The sequence below is a fragment of the Streptomyces sp. G45 genome (genome assembly GCF_049542095.1).
GTDB lineage: Bacteria > Actinomycetota > Actinomycetes > Streptomycetales > Streptomycetaceae > Streptomyces.
In genome coordinates this window covers 968905-984932 of record NZ_JBMUZU010000001.1, presented here as the reverse complement: position 1 = coordinate 984932, position 16028 = coordinate 968905, and the positions used below count along the sequence as shown (strand labels likewise).

General features: G+C 75.0%; 16 protein-coding genes. 5 read left to right on the top strand and 11 right to left on the bottom strand.

The window, feature by feature from the left end:
- The first annotated feature begins 11 nt into the window (after positions 1 to 11).
- The 3 genes from ACOBQU_RS04115 to ACOBQU_RS04105 are packed head-to-tail and all read left to right on the top strand — an operon-like array spanning position 12 to position 3488.
- Positions 12 to 1190: an Ldh family oxidoreductase gene (locus ACOBQU_RS04115; RefSeq protein ID WP_423624534.1), complete on the top strand. Its 1179-nt coding sequence runs from the start codon at positions 12 to 14 to the stop codon at positions 1188 to 1190.
- Complete coding sequence (locus ACOBQU_RS04110; RefSeq protein ID WP_423624533.1) at positions 1187 to 2503, top strand: Gfo/Idh/MocA family protein; 1317 nt, start codon at positions 1187 to 1189, stop codon at positions 2501 to 2503. The genes ACOBQU_RS04115 and ACOBQU_RS04110 overlap by 4 nt, the downstream gene beginning before the upstream one ends.
- A 40-nt stretch (positions 2504 to 2543) precedes the next feature.
- The gene (locus ACOBQU_RS04105; protein WP_423624532.1) at positions 2544 to 3488 is read left to right on the top strand and encodes a DMT family transporter; all 945 of its coding nucleotides are present in this window, start codon (positions 2544 to 2546) and stop codon (positions 3486 to 3488) included.
- Positions 3489 to 3783: 295 nt separating this feature from the next.
- Here the strand turns inward: ACOBQU_RS04105 and ACOBQU_RS04100 are convergent, their stop codons facing one another.
- Positions 3784 to 4671 carry a LysR family transcriptional regulator gene (locus ACOBQU_RS04100; protein ID WP_423624531.1) on the bottom strand — a complete coding sequence of 296 codons (888 nt, stop codon included), beginning with the start codon at positions 4669 to 4671 and terminating at the stop codon, positions 3784 to 3786.
- Positions 4672 to 4924: 253 nt separating this feature from the next.
- Between ACOBQU_RS04100 and ACOBQU_RS04095 the strand changes: the two genes are divergently transcribed.
- Together ACOBQU_RS04095 and ACOBQU_RS04090 are read left to right on the top strand one after the other, a co-directional pair.
- Complete coding sequence (locus ACOBQU_RS04095) at positions 4925 to 6220, top strand: MFS transporter (protein ID WP_423624530.1); 1296 nt, start codon at positions 4925 to 4927, stop codon at positions 6218 to 6220.
- A 499-nt stretch (positions 6221 to 6719) separates the two neighbouring features.
- Positions 6720 to 7127 carry an STAS domain-containing protein gene (locus ACOBQU_RS04090; RefSeq protein WP_423624529.1) on the top strand — a complete coding sequence of 136 codons (408 nt, stop codon included), beginning with the start codon at positions 6720 to 6722 and terminating at the stop codon, positions 7125 to 7127.
- 26 nt (positions 7128 to 7153) lie between these two features.
- On the opposite strand, the gene ACOBQU_RS04085 is transcribed toward ACOBQU_RS04090, so the two are convergent.
- The 10 genes from ACOBQU_RS04085 to ACOBQU_RS04040 form a co-directional block, all read right to left on the bottom strand.
- The gene (locus ACOBQU_RS04085) at positions 7154 to 8251 is read right to left on the bottom strand and encodes an FAD-dependent oxidoreductase (protein ID WP_423624528.1); all 1098 of its coding nucleotides are present in this window, start codon (positions 8249 to 8251) and stop codon (positions 7154 to 7156) included.
- Positions 8252 to 8315: 64 nt separating this feature from the next.
- Positions 8316 to 9524 (bottom strand): LLM class flavin-dependent oxidoreductase, encoded by a 1209-nt coding sequence (locus ACOBQU_RS04080; RefSeq protein WP_423624527.1) that lies wholly within the window; start codon positions 9522 to 9524, stop codon positions 8316 to 8318.
- A 2-nt stretch (positions 9525 to 9526) separates the two neighbouring features.
- Positions 9527 to 10573 carry an ABC transporter substrate-binding protein gene (locus tag ACOBQU_RS04075; RefSeq protein ID WP_423624526.1) on the bottom strand — a complete coding sequence of 349 codons (1047 nt, stop codon included), beginning with the start codon at positions 10571 to 10573 and terminating at the stop codon, positions 9527 to 9529.
- Positions 10574 to 10649: 76 nt separating this feature from the next.
- Positions 10650 to 11432 (bottom strand): ABC transporter ATP-binding protein, encoded by a 783-nt coding sequence (locus ACOBQU_RS04070; RefSeq protein WP_423624525.1) that lies wholly within the window; start codon positions 11430 to 11432, stop codon positions 10650 to 10652.
- Positions 11405 to 12292, bottom strand: a complete 888-nt coding sequence (locus tag ACOBQU_RS04065) for an ABC transporter permease (protein WP_423624524.1) — start codon at positions 12290 to 12292, stop codon at positions 11405 to 11407. The genes ACOBQU_RS04070 and ACOBQU_RS04065 overlap by 28 nt, the downstream gene beginning before the upstream one ends.
- A 226-nt stretch (positions 12293 to 12518) precedes the next feature.
- On the bottom strand, positions 12519 to 12602 hold the full coding sequence (locus ACOBQU_RS04060) for a putative leader peptide (RefSeq protein ID WP_350892797.1): 84 nt from the start codon (positions 12600 to 12602) through the stop codon (positions 12519 to 12521).
- 125 nt (positions 12603 to 12727) lie between these two features.
- Positions 12728 to 13732, bottom strand: a complete 1005-nt coding sequence (locus ACOBQU_RS04055) for a hypothetical protein (protein WP_423624523.1) — start codon at positions 13730 to 13732, stop codon at positions 12728 to 12730.
- 6 nt (positions 13733 to 13738) lie between these two features.
- Positions 13739 to 14542, bottom strand: coding sequence for a hypothetical protein (locus ACOBQU_RS04050; protein ID WP_423624522.1), 804 nt, complete (start codon positions 14540 to 14542; stop codon positions 13739 to 13741).
- A gap of 204 nt (positions 14543 to 14746) precedes the next feature.
- Complete coding sequence (locus ACOBQU_RS04045; RefSeq protein WP_423624521.1) at positions 14747 to 15169, bottom strand: secondary thiamine-phosphate synthase enzyme YjbQ; 423 nt, start codon at positions 15167 to 15169, stop codon at positions 14747 to 14749.
- A 191-nt stretch (positions 15170 to 15360) separates the two neighbouring features.
- Positions 15361 to 15945: a TetR/AcrR family transcriptional regulator gene (locus tag ACOBQU_RS04040; protein ID WP_423634239.1), complete on the bottom strand. Its 585-nt coding sequence runs from the start codon at positions 15943 to 15945 to the stop codon at positions 15361 to 15363.
- Between the last annotated feature and the right edge of the window lie 83 nt (positions 15946 to 16028).

Below are 16028 nucleotides of genomic sequence, written 5' to 3'. Positions count from 1 at the left end.
GGAAACAGGACATGGAGACCTACCTGGAAGTGCGCCAGCACCACGACCTGGCGCGCGACCTGCTGACCGCGGCGGGTCTGCCCGGCGCGGACGCCGACGCCGCCGCCGACGTGGTGGGCTACGCCGACCGGCACGGCTATCCCACGCACGGGCTGAAGGCCCTGGTGAACATGTACGTGCCGTGGCTGCGCGGCGGCCGCGTCGACCCGGCCGCGCGACCACGCCTGATCGCCCGGAACGGCGCGGTGAGCGTCCTCGACGGCGCCGACGGGCTCGGCGTGGTCGTGATGACGCGGGCCACCGACCTGGCCGCGGACACCGCGCGGCGCCTCGGCGTGGGCGTGGTGGCGGTGCGCCGCAGCTCGCACTTCGGCGCCGCCGGGTTCTACACGCACCGGCTCGCCCACGGCGGCCTCGCCGGGATCGCCATGACCAACTGCGGCGCGCAGGGCGTGATCCCGCCGCTCGGCGGGGCGCGGCGGCTGCTGGGCACCAATCCGCTGTCGGCGTCGGTGCCCGCCGACGACCGGCCGCCGTTCGTGCTCGACATGAGCACCACCGTCGTGGCGACCGGACGGGTCAAGGCCGCCCTCCAGGCCGGTGAGGACGTGCCCGAGGGGTGGCTGATCGGCCCGGACGGCTCCGACGTGACCGACCCGGCGGCGTACTTCCGCGCGGAGGCCGACGTGCCGTGGCTGGGCGGACGGCTCGCCACCGGCGGCGCCAAGGGGTACGGCCTCGGGCTCCTGGTGGACCTGTTGTGCGGGCCGTTCGCCGGGGCCGCCTTCGGCCCGCGCAGGGCGGCGCTCACCGAGACGGAACCGGCCGCGGACCGCGACGTCGGCCACCTGGTCATCGCGCTGTCCCCGGCCGCCTTCGGCGACCCCGACACGATCCTGGGGGAGACCGGCGAACTGCTCGGCACCGTCTCCGCCTGCCCGCCCGCCGCGTACGCGCGGGACGTGACCTACCCCGGCGCCCCGGAGGCCGCCCGTGCCGCCGCGGCCGAGCGCAAGGGGATCCCGCTGTCCCCGGACGTGGCCGAGGCGGTCGCGTCCCTCGCGCGTGAACTGGGCGTGCCGGTGCCGGGGGAGCTGTGCCCGGCCGAAGGCGGGGCAGACGGCGGGGAAGAACGCGAGGCTGTGGACGGGACGGCGGCCGGGGCGGCGGACGGGACGGTGCGCCGATGAGGCTGGGCGTACTCGGCCTGGGCGCGATCTCCCCGTACTTCCTGCGGGCGATCGAGGCCGATCCGGAGCTGGAGCTGACCGGCGTGTGCGACCTGGACCCGCGCAAGCTGGCCCCCTTCGCCGAGCGGGGCACCGCTTGCTTCACCGACTTCACGGAGCTGCTGGACGCGGGCAAGGCGGACGCCGTCGTCGTCACCCTGCCGAACGACGTGCACACCCCCGCCGTGCTCGCCGCCCTGGCGCGGGGCGTGCCCGTGTGCTGCGAGAAGCCGCTGACCGTGGCGGCGGCGGAGGCCGAGGTGATGGAGGCGACCGCCCGCACCACCGGCACCACCCTGTTCACCGCGTTCCACCGCCGCTACAACACCAACCTGCGCGCCCTGACCGGACACCTTCCGCGCGACCGCCGGGACATCGTCCGCGTCACCGCCCGCTACCACGAGAACATCGCCGAGCACACCGGCGGCGAGCAGTGGTACCTCGACCCGGAGCGGTGCGGCGGCGGCTGCCTCATCGACAACGGGCCCAACGCCCTGGACGCCGTGCGGCACCTCGTCGGCCCCCTCACCCTGCGGGACGCCACCCTGGGGGACGTGCGCGGCGGCGCCGAGTTCTACGCCACGCTGTCCCTGGACGCCGACGGCATCCCGGTCGACGTCGAGCTGGACTGGGCCCTGGAGACGGGCGAGGTCAAGGACGTCGTGGTGGAGCTGCGCGACGGCCGCACCCTCGCCGCGGACCTCCTCGCCGGGTACGACGGCTTCAAGTCCTCCCTGGACCATGAATACGTCGGCATACTCGCCGAGTTCCGGCAGGCCGTGGCCGCCGGGCCCGACTGGCGCGACCCGGGCCCCGGCCTCGTACGGCTCGTCGAGGAGGCGTACCGGGTCGGGCGGGCGAAGGAGCCGAGGCTGCGCATGGCGGCGAAGGAACCGGTGTCCGCCCGTGTGGTGAAGCTGCTGTTCCACACCCGGGACGACCGGGGGATGCGCCTGTCGCCGTGGGCGTCGCGCTGTGTCGCGGCCGGGGAGGTGCACGAGCTGGTCACCACCGTGGACCGCCCCCGCGACCCCGGCGACGAGGTCAACCGGGTGGGGTTCCTCGGCTTCGCGGAGTTCTCCGCCGCGACGGTGCTCCAGCGCGGCGACGAGGTCTACGCGGGCGACCGGCGCCTCGGCACGGTCAGCGGCTTCGACGAGTGCCACGCCCCCAACCACTACAACATCCTCATCGCCACCGACCGCGTGCTCGGCGCCGCCGACATCGACCTGCGCGTGGGGGACCACATCCGGTTCGCCGAGGCGCCACAGTAGGACGGTGGGTCATGGTTCCGGCGGGGGAGCGGAGAACGGCATGAGCGGCTTGACGGGCACGCGGCCGAACGCGGGCGTCCTGTACGGTGTCGCGGCCATGACGGTGGTGGGCAGCTCCGCCGCCGTCCTCGCCGGGATCGCCGACTACCCGACGTTCGGCGGCCAGGCGCTGCGCTACGCCGGGGCCACGCTGGTGCTGCTGGTGATCCTGTGGCTCAGACGGGTGCGGCACCTGCGCCTGACCGGCCGCGAGCTGGGCCGCCTCACCCTGCTCGCGGGCACGGGCCTCGCCGGGTTCAACGTCTGCTACGTGGAGGCGGTGCGGCACGGCGACCCGGCCAGCGTCGGCGCGATCATCGGCGGCGTCCCCATCGTCCTCGCCGTCCTGGACCCGCTGCTGCGCCACCGACCGCCGAGCGTGCGCCTGGTGGCCGCGGCCGTCGTCGTCAGCGGGGGCGTCGCCCTCACCCAGGGCTTCGGCGGCGGCAACCTGGTCAGCCTGCTGTGGGCGGTGGGCGCGCTCGCCGGGGAGGTCGCGTTCTCGCTGCTCGCCGTGCCCGTGCTGCCGAGGCTCGGGCCGCTGCGGGTGTCGGCGTACGCCGCGGCGCTGTCGGTGCCGCTGCTGCTGGTCGCCGCCGCGCTCGCCGACGGGAGGGGCGCGCTGCCCGCGCCCACCGCGAAGGAGGCGGTCTCCTTCGCCTACCTGGCGGTCGTGGTCACCGCGCTCGCCTTCGTGATGTGGTACGCCGCCGTGTCCGCGCTGGGCGCGGACCGGGCCGGGCTGTGCGCGGGCCTGGCCCCGGCCAGCGCGGTCCTCGCGGCCTGGCTGCTCGGCACCGGCTCCCCGAACGCGGCCGACCTGGTCGGCGCGCTGCTCGTCGGCTGCGGCGTCGTCCTCGGCCTCGCCCCGGCGGTGGGCGGGGCGGCGGACCGGGACGCGGAGCCGGACGCCGCCCGGGACGGCTCGGGGCGCGCCGCGCGGTAGCCGCGCGCCCGTCGCATGCCGGGACGGTATGGCTGCGATACGACACCGGTATTGGAGTTTCCGGGCCCTTCCAGGAGATCCTTACGGCATACCTTTCCGTCCCATCAGACGCCGTAGGGGAGTTGCTTTCGATGCCCCCGGAAATCTTTCTGGAAGCCCGGTACGAGAGTAAATTACCGCGCTTCCGAAAAGGGCAGCCGGATTTTCCGCAAGCGAAGGATGCGCAACGCGCGACATGCGTGACCTGCGCGGTATGCGTGCGGGAATGCGGCGGAGCGCGTGCGGGGCGTTCCCGTCAGCTTCGCATGGCGTCGCGGAGGTGCTCGACGAGCGCCCGTCCCGCGGGGCTCGTCGGGCCCTTCGCCCGCCAGGCGAAGGTGATGCGGCCGCGCATCGGCGGATCCGTGAGGGGGAGCGTCCGCAGGTCCGGGGAGTGCTCCGCGGCGAACGGCGCGGGCAGCACGGCGACGCCGAGGCCGCTCGCGGCCAGCTCGGCGAGCACGTTCGGGTCGCTGGCCTCGAAGGCGACGTGCGGCGCGAACCCGGCGTCGGCGCACGCCTCCTCGACCGTGGTGCGGGCACCCACGCTGCCGTGGAAGGTGATGATCGGCTCGTCGCGCAGCTCCACCAGGCGCACGCTCGCCCTCCCCGCGAGGGGGTGGTCGCGGTGGACGGCGGCGACCAGCGGCTCGTCGGCGACGACGAGCGTGGCGACGTCCTGAGGCAGCGGCCCGGCCGGTGAGATCGCCACCGCGTCGAACTGCCCGGCCCGCAGCGCGCCGAGCAGCTGGTCGGAGGTCGCCTCGGACAGCGTGATCTCGATCGCCGGGTGCGCGCGGTGGAAGTCGGCGAGCAGCCGCGGCAGGCCGTAGGAGGTGGCGGACGACGTCACCATGCCGACCGAGACCCGCCCGCGCAGCAGCCCGGTGTGCTCGTCCACGGCCTGCCGCAGGCCGTCGACCGCGTCGAGGGCGGCGCGCGCGTGCGGCAGGACGGCGGCGCCGACCTCCGTGAGCCGCACCGTCCGCCCGGACCTGTCCAGGAGGCGCTGCTTCAGCTCCCGTTCGAGCTGGCGTATCTGCGTGCTGACGCCCGGCTGGGCGACGTGCAGCCGGGCCGCCGCCTTGGTGAAGCTGCGCTCCTCCACGACGGCCACAAAATACTCCAGCTGTCTGATCTCCATACGGGCGATCCTATCCCTCACCCCCTCCCTCACCCCTTCCCGCGGCGGGCCCGCACGCGTGCCCGGCGCTGCCCTGAAAGGGGCTGCGGAAGACCCCACCGGACTTCTCGGAATTTCCCAGAAGAACGCGCGAGCCAAGAACGCGCAGAACGCACAGAACAAGCACTCACAGAACAAGAACCCGCGATACAGGAACGCACGAGACGAGAACGTGCGCCACCACTACGACAGAACGTGCAACAAGGGGAAGAGAATGCAGATGCGCACCTCCTGGTGGAGCGTCCCGCTGCTGGGCTTCGGCGTGTTCGCCGTCGCCACCAACGAGTTCGTGCTCGCCGGAATGCTGCCCCACCTGAAGTCGTCGCTCGACGTGTCGACGGCGACGGCGGGCCAGGTGGTGACCGTGTACGCCCTCGCGTGCGCGGTGTTCGGGCCGGTCCTCGCGACGGTCACCGCCGCGTGGCCGCGCCGCCGGGCCCTGGTGGGCGCCGCCCTGATCTACCTGGTGGGCACGGTGGGCGCCGCCGTGGCGCCGTCGTTCGGGCTGCTGCTGGTGGCGCAGGCCGTGGCGGCGACCGGCACCGGCCTGTTCGTGCCCGTGGCCGCCGCGACCGGCGCCGCCCTGGTGCCGCCGGAGCGCCGGGGCCGCGCCATCGCCACCGTGCTGACCGGGTTCACCGCCGCCACGGCCTTCGGCGCGCCGATCGGCACCGCGTTCGGCAGCCAGTTCGGCTGGCGGGCCACGATGTGGTTCGTGGCGGCGCTCGCCGTCGTCGGGATCGCGGGCCTGGTCGCCCTCGTACCGAAGGACATCGCCGCGCCGCCGCCGGAGACCCTGCGCCGCCGCCTCGCACCGCTGGCCGACTCCCGGGTGCTGACCACGCTGGCCACCACCATGGTCGCGTTCACCTCCGTGTACGTGCTCTACACCTACCTGGCCGAGATCTTCGCGCCCGCGACCGACGACGACGGCGGGCGGGTCGCCGTCCTGATGTTCACCTTCGGCGTGGTGGCGATCCTCGGCAGCTACCTGGCCGGGGTCCTGACCGACCGGATCGGCGGCCGCGCGGTGACGGCGAGCTGCCTGATCTGGGTCGGCGTCTGCATGTTGGCCCTGCCGCTGGTCACCGACTCGTTCGCGGCCTCGATCGGGTTCGTCGGCGTCCTCGCCGTCGCGGGCTTCAGCATGAGCGCCCCGCAACAGCACCGGCTGATCGGCCTCAACCCGGGGCTCGCGGCCGTCCTCGTGTCCCTGCACGCGTCGATCCTGTACCTGGCGATCGCCCTCGCGGGCGCCGTCGGCGGCCTCAGCCTGTCCGTCGGGGGCCGCGGCAGCCTCGGCTTCGCCGCCGCGGCCCTCGCGGTGCTCGCCCTGGCCCTGTCGGAACTGGCCCACCGGCTGGCCACGAAGGCCGCGCGGACCACGGAGGCCGCACCGGCCAGGGAGGCCGGGCAGACCACAGGGGCCGCGCGGACCACAGAGGCCGCACAGGACACGGACGCCGTGAGCGCCCCCTCGGCTCCGCAGGCGCAGCTTTCGGGCGATTAGGCGGCGCCCGGTCAGGAGCGTCACACCGGCGCCCGTACCTCCTCCGCCTCCCGCCCCGGCCGCCCCTCCCCAGGGGCGGCCTCGCCGTCGATGGTCCGGGGGATCCGGCCATTCCCGCGTACGGCCTCGCCCTGCCCGGCGCCCCGCGTGCCACCGCGGACGCCGCGCGTGCGGACGCCTGCCCGACCGGGGCACCCGCAGCCGCCGCGGAGGGCGGCTTCGGGGCTCTCCGGACGGCGGTGGGAATCGGCCATGCCGGAGGGGTGCGCCGGAAGGGCCAACCACGGTTTAATGCAGGGGAGTTGCATTATCCGGCCGCTGTCGGGTATGCCATAGGCACCACCGCGCCGCTCGTGCCGCCGGTGGCGCAAGGTCATCGCACGGCTCGCAATCGATGTGGCCGGTCTTCGCTGCTGTCCGGTCGGTCCGGCTCCGCCGGGAGCGCCTGTAGCCGGTCACACCCCGGATCCGGCGCCCAGTGCGCCATGAGGGGGAACGAATGCTCGACGACAGCCTTCCCTTCGGTCTCCGCGCGCGGCCCCGCCGCGCCCGCCAGGAGCCGCTGGTGATCGCCCTGTGGGGAGAGCTGGACATCTACGCCACCGAGCGGCTGACCGGCCGCCTCGCCGAGCTGACCCTCGGCTGTCGCGCGGACGTCGTCCTGGACCTGCGCGACGTGACGTTCCTGGACTGCGGCGGCCTCTCGCTGCTGTGCCAGGCCCGCAACGCCACGCGCCGCAAGGGCCTGCGCCTGACGCTCGTCCTCGACGACCCCTTCGTGCGCAAGGTGCTGCGCCTCGCGGGGATGACGGACGCCTTCGAGGTCGCCCACGACCTCCGCTCCGCCCTGCGCCCGCCGGTGCGGGGGCCCCGCCCGCCGCGGGAGTCAGCGCCGTCCCGGGTCTGACGCACCCGCGGCGCGCGGCCCGTGCCTCAGGCGGGCACCGCCGCCCCGCTCAGCAGCCGCACGATGTCGGACACCGCCGCCCGCCCCGCGCGGTTGGCGCCGATCGTGCTGGCCGAAGGCCCGTAGCCGACCAGGTGCACCCGGGGGTCGGCCACGGCGCGGGTGCCGTCCATGCGGATGCCGCCGCCGGGCTCCCGAAGGCGCAGCGGCGCCAGGTGGTCGATGGCGGCGCGGAAGCCGGTGGCCCACAGGATCACATCGGCCTCGACGCGGCGCCCGTCGTCCCACTCCACGCCGGTCGGGGTGATCCGGTCGAACATGGGAAGCCGGTCGAGGACCCCGCTGGCGCGCGCCTCGCGCACCGCGTCGGTGACGGCGAGCCCGGTCACCGACACCACGCTCAGCGGCGGCAGCCCCTGCCGGACCCGCTCCTCGACCATGGCGACGGCCGCGCGCCCGCGCCCCTCGTCGAAGGGCCCGTCGGCGAACACGGGCGGCCGCCGCGTGACCCACCAGGTCTCGGCGGCGTACGGGGCGATCTCCATCAGGTGCTGGGTGCCGGACGCGCCGCCGCCCACCACGACCACCCGCTGCCCGCGGAAGGCCTCGGGGCCGGGGTAGACCGCCGTGTGCAGCTGGCGCCCGCGGAACGTCTCCTGCCCCGGGTAGCGCGGCCAGAACGGCCGGTCCCAGGTGCCGGTCGCGTTGATCAGGGCCCGCGCGGACCAGGTTCCCGCGGAGGTCTCGACGAGCAGCCGCCCGCCGTCGCCGTCGCTGACGCGGCGCACGTCGACCGGCCGCCGCACCCGCAGGTCGAAACGGTCCTCGTAGCGCGCGAAGTACTCCCCGATCACCTCGGACGACGGCCGGTCGGGGTCGGCGCCCGTCAGCTCCATGCCGGGCAGCGCGTGCATCCCGTGCACCTTGCCGTACGTGAGCGACGGCCAGCGGAACTGCCAGGCGCCGCCCGGACGCGGCGCGTGGTCGAGGACGACGAAGTCCCGGCCCGGCTCCAACCCCCTGCGCCGCAGGTGGTAGGCGCTGGACAGGCCCGCCTGCCCCGCGCCCACGACCACCACGTCGACGTCCGTCACGCCCGCGTCTCGTACCCCGATGTCGTTCACGTTTCTACTAACTACGGTCGGGGTCCGGATCTTCCCGGCGCCCGGCACCAGGGTTCCGCAGGGCTCAGCGCCCCCCGGACACCAGCAGCGGCGCCCCGCCCGGTGCCGACGCCGGGCGGCCGTTGGCGGCCGGGACGCCCGCGAGCGGCGAGGCGGGCACGCGGGGCAGCAGGCCGCGCACGGCCAGGTCGGGCAGGACGCCCTCGCCGAACCAGTACGCCTCCTCCAGGTGCGGGTAGCCGGAGAGGATGAAGTGCTCGACGCCGAGCGCGTGGTACTCCTCGATGCGGTCGGCGACCTCCGCGTGGCTGCCCACCAGGGCCGTGCCCGCGCCGCCGCGGACGAGCCCGACGCCCGCCCACAGGTTCGGCGCGATCACCAGGTCGTCGCGGGAGCCGCCGTGCAGCGCCAGCATGCGCTGCTGGCCCACGGACTCGCTGCGGCCCAGCGCCTCCTGCGCGGCGGCCACGGTGTCCGCGTCGAGGTCGTCGAGCAGCCGCCGGGCCGTCGCCCAGGCCTCCGCGGACGAGTCCCGGGAAATGGTGTGCAGACGGATGCCGAAGCGCACGGTCCGCCCCTCGGCCTCGGCCAGCGAGCGGATCCAGTCGATCTTCTGCTTCACCTGCTCGGGCGGCTCGCCCCACGTCAGGTACACATCGGCGTGGCGCGCCGCCACCGGCCCGGCCGCCGCCGACGAGCCGCCGAAGAAGACCTCCGGCAGCGGATCGGGCGGCAGCGCGGTCAGCCCGCCCTCGACCTGGAAGTGCTCGCCGTCGAAGTCGTACGGCTCGCCCCGCCACACGCCCCGCACCACCGACAGGAACTCGTCGGTGCGCGCGTAGCGGCGGTCGTGGTCCAGGTGGTCGCCGAAGCGCCGCTGCTCGGTGGAGTCACCGCCGGTCACCACGTTCAGCAGCAGCCTGCCGCGCGTGATGCGCTGGTAGGTGGCCGCCATCTGCGCGGCCAGCACCGGCGACAGCACCCCGGGCCGGAACGCCACCAGGAACTTCAGGCGCTCGGTGTGCTGGGCGAGCGCCACGGTGGTCAGCCAGGCGTCCTCGCACCACGTCCCGGTCGGCGTGAGCACCGCCTCGAAGCCCAACTGCTCGGCGGCCTTGGCGATCTGGGCCAGGTACTCGATGTCCGGGGCGCGCACCCCGGACACGGGCGTGACCCGGGAGCGGGTGATGCCGCCGTCGGTGTACGCGTGCCGGTCGACGAGGGTGCGCCCGTCGCCGCCCGTGGGCAGGAACCAGTGGAGGTGGACGGTCATGGTCAGGACTCCTTGTACGTGCGGGGAGCGGTGGTGGACGGCGGCAGCGAGCCGTTGAACCGGGTGTCGGTGAAGTCGGCGAAGTCCACGCGCCGGGGCAGGAGCTTGAGCGCGGCGAAGGTGTCGACGATCCGCTGCTCGGAGTCGATGACGTGGCGGTCGACGGCGACGGGGACGCGCGTGCCGTGGGTGCGCTTGACGGAGTCGAGCGCCACCTCGTACGGCAGGCCCGTGTCCCTCGCCCAGACCTTCGCCCACTTCTCGGGGTGCTTGTAGACCCAGGCCTGGGCCGTGCGCAGCCGCTTGAGGTAGTCGCCGACGGCCGCGGCCTTCTTCTTGTCCGCCAGCGCGCCGGGCGCCGCGACCTGGAAGCTCAGCCCGTTGACGACGCCCTCGCCGTCGGTGAGGACCCGCCCCTTGCCGCCGCGCAGCACCTGCGAGGTGTACGGGTCCCACACCGCCCAGGCGTCCACCTTGCCGCCGCTGAACGCGGCGAGCGCGTCCGCGGGCTGGAGGTACTTGACGTGGACGTCCTTCAGGGTCAGCCCGGCCTTCTTCAGGGACGCGGTCAGCTGGTAGTGCGCCGACGACCCCTGCGCCACGGCGACGGACCTGCCCTTGAGGTCGGCCGTGCGGCGCAGCCCGGAGTCCTTCGGCACGACGATCGCCTCGCCGTGCGCGGTGCCGTGGCTCGCGGCCACGATGGTGATCTTCGAGCCCGCGCCCGCGGCGAACACCGGCGGGGTGTTGCCCACCGCGCCGATGTCGACGGCCTTGGCGTTCACGGCCTCCAGCAGCGGCGGCCCGGACGTGAACGTCGACCACTTGATCTTGTACGGCAGGTCGTCGAGCTGCCCGGCGGCCCGCAGGACGGCCTCCGAACCGCCCTTCTGGTCACCGACGTTGAGGGTCAGGTCCCCCTTGCCGTCGGTGCGGTCGCCGCCCAGGCCGCCCGTCGAGTTCGCGGACGACGTCCCCGCGCAGGCGGCGAGCGTCAGGGCCAGGGGGAGCAGCAGGAGCGGGGCGAGGCGGGGGCGGGGGCGTGGCATGGGGAGGGTTCCGTTCGTTCGGTACGGAAGGGAGGTCCGGGCGGCGCCCGGAAGGGCCAGGGGCCGTGTCGCGCGCCTACGCGGCGGTGGCGTCGACTCCCAGGCGCTCCAGGAGCCGGGTGCGCAGCGCGGCGAAGCGGGGGTCGGCGATGTCGCGCGGCCGGGGCAGGTCGACGGGCTGCTCGTGGGCGATGACCCCGTCGTCCATCACGAGGACGCGGTCGGCGAGCAGCACCGCCTCCTCCACGTCGTGCGTGACGAGCAGGACGGCGCAGCCGCGCCGCTGCCACAGCTCGCCGACGAGCCGCTGCGCCGTGACCCGGGTCAGCGCGTCGAGCGCGCCGAACGGCTCGTCCAGGAGCAGCAGATCGGGCTCGCGCACCAGCGCGCGGGCCAGCGAGGCGCGCTGGGCCTCGCCGCCGGACAGCGTCTTGGGCCAGGCCTGCGCCCGGTGGGAGAGCCCCACCTCCGCCAGCGCCCGCTCGGCGACGGCCCGTTCGGGTCGGCCCGGCAGGCCGAGCAGCACATTGCGCCACACTCGCTTCCAGGGCATGAGCCGCGGCGCCTGGAACGCGACGGCCTTGCGGCGCGGCACGAGAACGGTGCCCTCGATGTCCCGGTCGAGCCCGGCGAGGATCCGCAGGAGCGTCGACTTGCCGCAGCCGCTGCGCCCGAGCAGGGCCACGAACTCCCCCGCCTGGATGGTCAGATGGAGGTCCCCGATGACGGCGCGGCCGTCGAAGGACCGGTTGAGCCCGTCGACCCGTACGGCGAACGGAGCCTGCCGCGCTTCGCGTTGGGGGTGCGGCGCGCGCGGCGCCGCCCGGTCGGTCACCGGCCGGTGAACGTCGGTCGCCATTGCAGCAGCAGCCTTTCGAGCGTACGGACCACGAAGTCGGCGAGGAGGCCGAGGAAGGCGTAGACGATCAGGCAGACGACGATCACGTCGGTCCGCAGGAACTCCCGTGCCTGGACCATCAGGAAGCCGATGCCCGCGTCGGTGTTGACCTGCTCGGCGAAGACCAGGGCCAGCCAGGCCACGCCGAGCGAGTAGCGCAGGCCCGTCATGGCGCCGGGCAGCGCCCCCGGCAGCACGACGTGCCGCACCAGGCCCCAGCGCGAAAGGCCCAGGGACTCCCCGGCCTCGATGAGCTGGGCGTCGACCCCGCGGATGCCCGCGTACACGTTGAGGTACAGCGGGAACGAGACGCCGAGCGCGATGATGGCGATCTTCGGCGCCTCGCCGATGCCGAACCAGATGATGAACAGCGGGATGAGCCCGACGAACGGCACCGTGCGCAGCATCTGCACGCTCGCGTCCACCAGGTCCTCGCCGACGCGGAAGAGCCCCGAAAGCAGCGCGAGCCCGGTGCCCACGAGCGCCCCGAGCAGCAGCCCGACCGCGACGCGCTGCAACGAGACACCCATGGCGGAGGTCAGCGACCCGTCCTGGAGCAGGTCCCGCGTGACGCCCGCGATGGTGCTGGGGGAGGCGAGCACATCGCTCGTCAACACCCCGGTGGCACTGAGCAGTTGCCACAGTACGAGGAGCAGGAGCGGCCCGGTGGTGCGGCGCAGCCAGCGCGGGACGCGGGCGCGGCGCGCCGACGCGGGGACCAGGGCGACGAGTTCGGGCGGGGCGGCGTCCGCGTCGGCCCGGTCCCGGTCGGGGGACTCGGCGCCGGTATCGGGAGGCGGCGGGGCATGGCTGATGCTCATGGCGCTCCATGACGGAAGGGGGAGGGGGCGCCACTCGGCGCGGCGTGAGGGGGCCGCTCGGAGCGAGGTGTGGCGCACGGGGGAAGAGCCTGGTACGAGACCCGGAGCGGAACCCCGGCGCGAGACTCCGGGGAAGCGGGCGCTCGTCAGCGGAGCCAGGTCAGCAGAACCAGGTCAGCGTAGCCAGGTCAGCGGAGCCAGGCGGCAGAAGGCGGGTGAGAGGGCGTCAGCAGCCGCGGCGACACGCGGAGGAGGCCACCCGCAGCAGGTCGATGTGACCGCGCGAAGTGAGCAGAGCTGAGCGCAACATGCGCCAGAACGTAGCGATCTCGACCGGGACCGGTCAATGACGTCTCGCGGACTGGACGTGCCGTATCAGTGTCTGAACGCCGCCGACGGGCTCGCCCGGGGCCTTGCGCGTGGCTGGCCGATGGCTCAGGGGCGCGGGATCAGCTGGACGCGGATGTCGTCGCCGTACGGCAGGACGACCGTCTGGTCCCGGCCGCGCACCCAGTCGGGGGTCACCAGGAAGAGCCGCCCGCCGGAGGCGAGGAGCAGCCGGAAGCCCCGGTAGCGGTGGCGGTAGGTGCCCGCGTCCCGGCCGCTCGCGCCGAGCCGTGCGGCGGTGACACCGGTGGGCACGCCGTCCAGCGGGTCCTTGGTGTCGACGACGACCTCGGGGCGGTCCACGAGGGCCGCCGCGTCCTCCTCGCCCCGGCCGGTGCCGTAGGCCCACGCCAGCTGCGTCGACGCCCAGAACAGCCCGGCCACGGTCAGCGCGAGCGCGCACATCGCGCCGTTGCGCGCCAGGCGCCGGGACAGCAGCGGGCGCCCGCGCCTGCGGCCGTGGATCCAGACGCCGTACGCCACGGCCGCCGGACCGAAGGCCAGCGCGAACGGGGTGGCGCCGATGACCACGCTGGTGTCGGAGGTCTGGACGAAGATGCCGATCACCGCCCGGCCGATCAGCAGGACGCCGACGAGTACGAAGGCGTGCCCGAGGAAGGCCCCGGCGTTCGCGGTGCCGCCCGCCGCGTCGCGGGACAGGGCCCACTGGACGCAGGCGTGGATCCCGGCGAGGGCCAGGACGCCGAGGAAGATCAGGGCCGCCGGGACGTAGACGACCTCCAGGCCGTCCAGGATCAGGCTCTGGTTGGACCGCCCGGTCATGTCCACGGGCACGCCGAAGTAGTCGTAGCGCGCACGGGTGGCGACATAGCCGAAGTAGATGAGCAGCGAGGTCGCCAGGGTCGTGGGCCCGATCGCCTCCGCGAGCTGCCGCACGCGGGCCGAGACGGTCGACTGGCCGCCGGTGTCCTCGGGGGCCGGAGCCGGGGCCGGGGCCGGAGTCGCGGGTGGCGGTGGGTCGGGCGGTGGCGGGTCGGGCGGCGCCGGGTCGGGCGGCGCCGGGTCGGGCGGCGGTGCGTGCTCGGCGGGCATCGGCCGTCATTCCCGTGCCGGGGCGGACGGATCGGCGGGCGGCGGCGGGGGGTTGGGGGAGGGCGGGGTCTCCGGGGTGCCCGTGGTGTGCGGGGACACGGGGGAGTACGGGGAGGACGGGGAAGGCGGCGGGCCCGTCTCCTCGACGGTGACGTTCAGCTCGGGAGCGCGGGAGTCCACCCCCCTGACCAGGACGGGGTCCCTGGGGGTCGGCGGTGGGCCGCCCCAGTCGGGCACCTTGTCGCACGGCGACCGCTCGGCGTTGTCGCAGACATAGCTGATCTGGGCCAGGGGGGTGATCTCGTACTCGCCGGGCGGGGCGTTCGGCGCGAGGACCGCGCCCGCCCGGCAGTCGCCGTCCGGGGGCAGGCGGGCGCCGTCGCAGCGGGGGCCGCCGCCGCAGTGCGCGGCGTTGTCGGAGCGGACGGCGGGCCTCGCCCGGATCCCGGCCGCGGTGAAGGAGATGCCCTCGACGGTGAGGGTCGTGGCCGTGTCGTTCATGACGGTCATGCAGCCGTCGCCGTCGTCGCTGCCGTCGAGCCGCAGGCCGTTCACCCGAATGGACCGTCGGCCGCTGGTGCGGGTCCGGTCGCCGTCGGGTGTCACCCCGCCGGAGGCGGCGCTCGTGGTGGTGCCCGTGGGGGCGCCGCTGGCCGTGCCGTCCGGCGGGGTCGCGGGGCTGGTGGCGCCGTCCCCGGCGGCGCTCCCACCGTCGGTGGTGGCGGATCTGACCAGCCAGACGATCCCGAGCGCCGCCACCAGGGCGAGGGCGGTCGCCATGACGACGAGACGGGTGCGCGAAGACGGCATATGTGGAGGATAAGGACGCCCCGTCCGACGTACCTCCTGAACTGCTCCACCGGTCCCCCCCGGGCCGGGCCGCGGGCCTCCCGGGCCGCGGGCCTCCCGGACCGCGCCCCCGGACCGCGCCCCCGGACCGCGCCCCCGGACCGCGCCCCCGGACCGCGCCCCCGGACCGCGCCCCCGGACCGCGCCCCCGGCCGCGCCGCCGGATCAGCCGAGGAAGGACAGCCTGACCTGGCGGCGCGGATTGTCGACGTTGGTGTCCACCAGGACCACGGACTGCCAGGTCCCCAGCTCCAGCGCGCCCCGGAGCACGGGCAGCGTCGCGTGCGGCGGGACGAGCGCGGGCAGGACGTGGTCCCGGCCGTGCCCGGGGGAGCCGTGCCGGTGCTGCCACCGGTCGTCCGCCGGGAGGAGCTGGTGCAGGGCCGCGAGGAGGTCGTCGTCGCTCCCGGCGCCGGTCTCGATGACGGCGAGTCCGGCGGTGGCGTGGGGCGTGAAGACATTGAGGAGCCCGTCCCGGCCCGCGGCCACGTCCCGGAGGAACGCGGCGCACTCGGAGGTCAGGTCGTGCACGGTCTCGCGGGAGCCGGTCGTCACGTCGATGACGCGCGTACTGAAGGTGTCGGTCATGCGTCCATAGTCGACCCCCGGGGCCGTGCGCGTGGAAGGGGAGGGCCCGTCCGGAGGAGGGTTCACCCGGCCTTCACCACGCGGCCCGCGCCGCCGTGGCCGCGGTGCCCCCGCCCCCCGCCCCGTGGCCGCGGTGCCCCCCGACCCCGCCCCGCGGGCACGCCGCCCCCGACCGCCGCGCCGCCCGGCCCCTACGCCCCCGGCCGCCCCGCCCGCAGCCCGTCCATCACCAGGTCCAGGAGGCGCCCGGCCCGCGCCTCCCAGTCGCCCTGGGGGTCGAGCTGCCACAGCCCCGCGATCGCGAGGAGGAAGTCGTCGGCGGTCACGCCGGGGCGGATCGTGCCCGCCTCCTCGTTGGCGCGGAGCAGCAGCGTGACGGCCGAGGTGACCGGGCCGCGCCCCACCGCCATCAGGCCGCTGGTCGCGCCGCGCAGCGCCTGGGCGAGGCCCGCCTTCGTCAGGGCGTACCGGGCCAGGCGGTCCATCCAGGCGCGCAGGGCGCGGTCGGGCGGGCGCGTCGCGAGCAGCTGGGCGGCGGACTCGGCGACCTCCCTGACCTCCTGGCGGTAGACCTCCAGGACGAGCGCCTCGCGGTCGGGGAAGTTCCGGTAGAACGTGCCCTGGCCGACGCCCGCCTTCCTGGCGATCGTGCTCAACGGGGTGTCGGCGCACCGCGTCAGCTCCGCCAGGGCGACCTCCAGGATGCGCTCGCGGTTGCGCCGGGCGTCGGAGCGTCTGGGGTCCGGGCGCCGGGTGCCCGGGTCCCGGTGGGCCACCGGGTGGCCGTCGGTGCGGTGGTTGCTCGCGCGGCGGCCGTCCGGGGCGTGAGGCGCGTCGTCGTCCCGTGGCACTCGGCCTC

Coding starts and splice junctions, on each gene's coding strand:
- ACOBQU_RS04115 (WP_423624534.1), top strand. CDS start 12: ATGGAGACCTACCTGGAAGTGCGCCAGCACCACGACCTGGCGCGCGAC.
- ACOBQU_RS04110 (WP_423624533.1), top strand. CDS start 1,187: ATGAGGCTGGGCGTACTCGGCCTGGGCGCGATCTCCCCGTACTTCCTG.
- ACOBQU_RS04105 (WP_423624532.1), top strand. CDS start 2,544: ATGAGCGGCTTGACGGGCACGCGGCCGAACGCGGGCGTCCTGTACGGT.
- ACOBQU_RS04100 (WP_423624531.1), bottom strand. CDS start 4,671: ATGGAGATCAGACAGCTGGAGTATTTTGTGGCCGTCGTGGAGGAGCGC.
- ACOBQU_RS04095 (WP_423624530.1), top strand. CDS start 4,925: ATGCAGATGCGCACCTCCTGGTGGAGCGTCCCGCTGCTGGGCTTCGGC.
- ACOBQU_RS04090 (WP_423624529.1), top strand. CDS start 6,720: ATGCTCGACGACAGCCTTCCCTTCGGTCTCCGCGCGCGGCCCCGCCGC.
- ACOBQU_RS04080 (WP_423624527.1), bottom strand. CDS start 9,524: ATGACCGTCCACCTCCACTGGTTCCTGCCCACGGGCGGCGACGGGCGC.
- ACOBQU_RS04075 (WP_423624526.1), bottom strand. CDS start 10,573: ATGCCACGCCCCCGCCCCCGCCTCGCCCCGCTCCTGCTGCTCCCCCTG.
- ACOBQU_RS04070 (WP_423624525.1), bottom strand. CDS start 11,432: ATGGCGACCGACGTTCACCGGCCGGTGACCGACCGGGCGGCGCCGCGC.
- ACOBQU_RS04065 (WP_423624524.1), bottom strand. CDS start 12,292: ATGAGCATCAGCCATGCCCCGCCGCCTCCCGATACCGGCGCCGAGTCC.
- ACOBQU_RS04060 (WP_350892797.1), bottom strand. CDS start 12,602: ATGTTGCGCTCAGCTCTGCTCACTTCGCGCGGTCACATCGACCTGCTG.
- ACOBQU_RS04055 (WP_423624523.1), bottom strand. CDS start 13,732: ATGCCCGCCGAGCACGCACCGCCGCCCGACCCGGCGCCGCCCGACCCG.
- ACOBQU_RS04050 (WP_423624522.1), bottom strand. CDS start 14,542: ATGCCGTCTTCGCGCACCCGTCTCGTCGTCATGGCGACCGCCCTCGCC.
- ACOBQU_RS04045 (WP_423624521.1), bottom strand. CDS start 15,169: ATGACCGACACCTTCAGTACGCGCGTCATCGACGTGACGACCGGCTCC.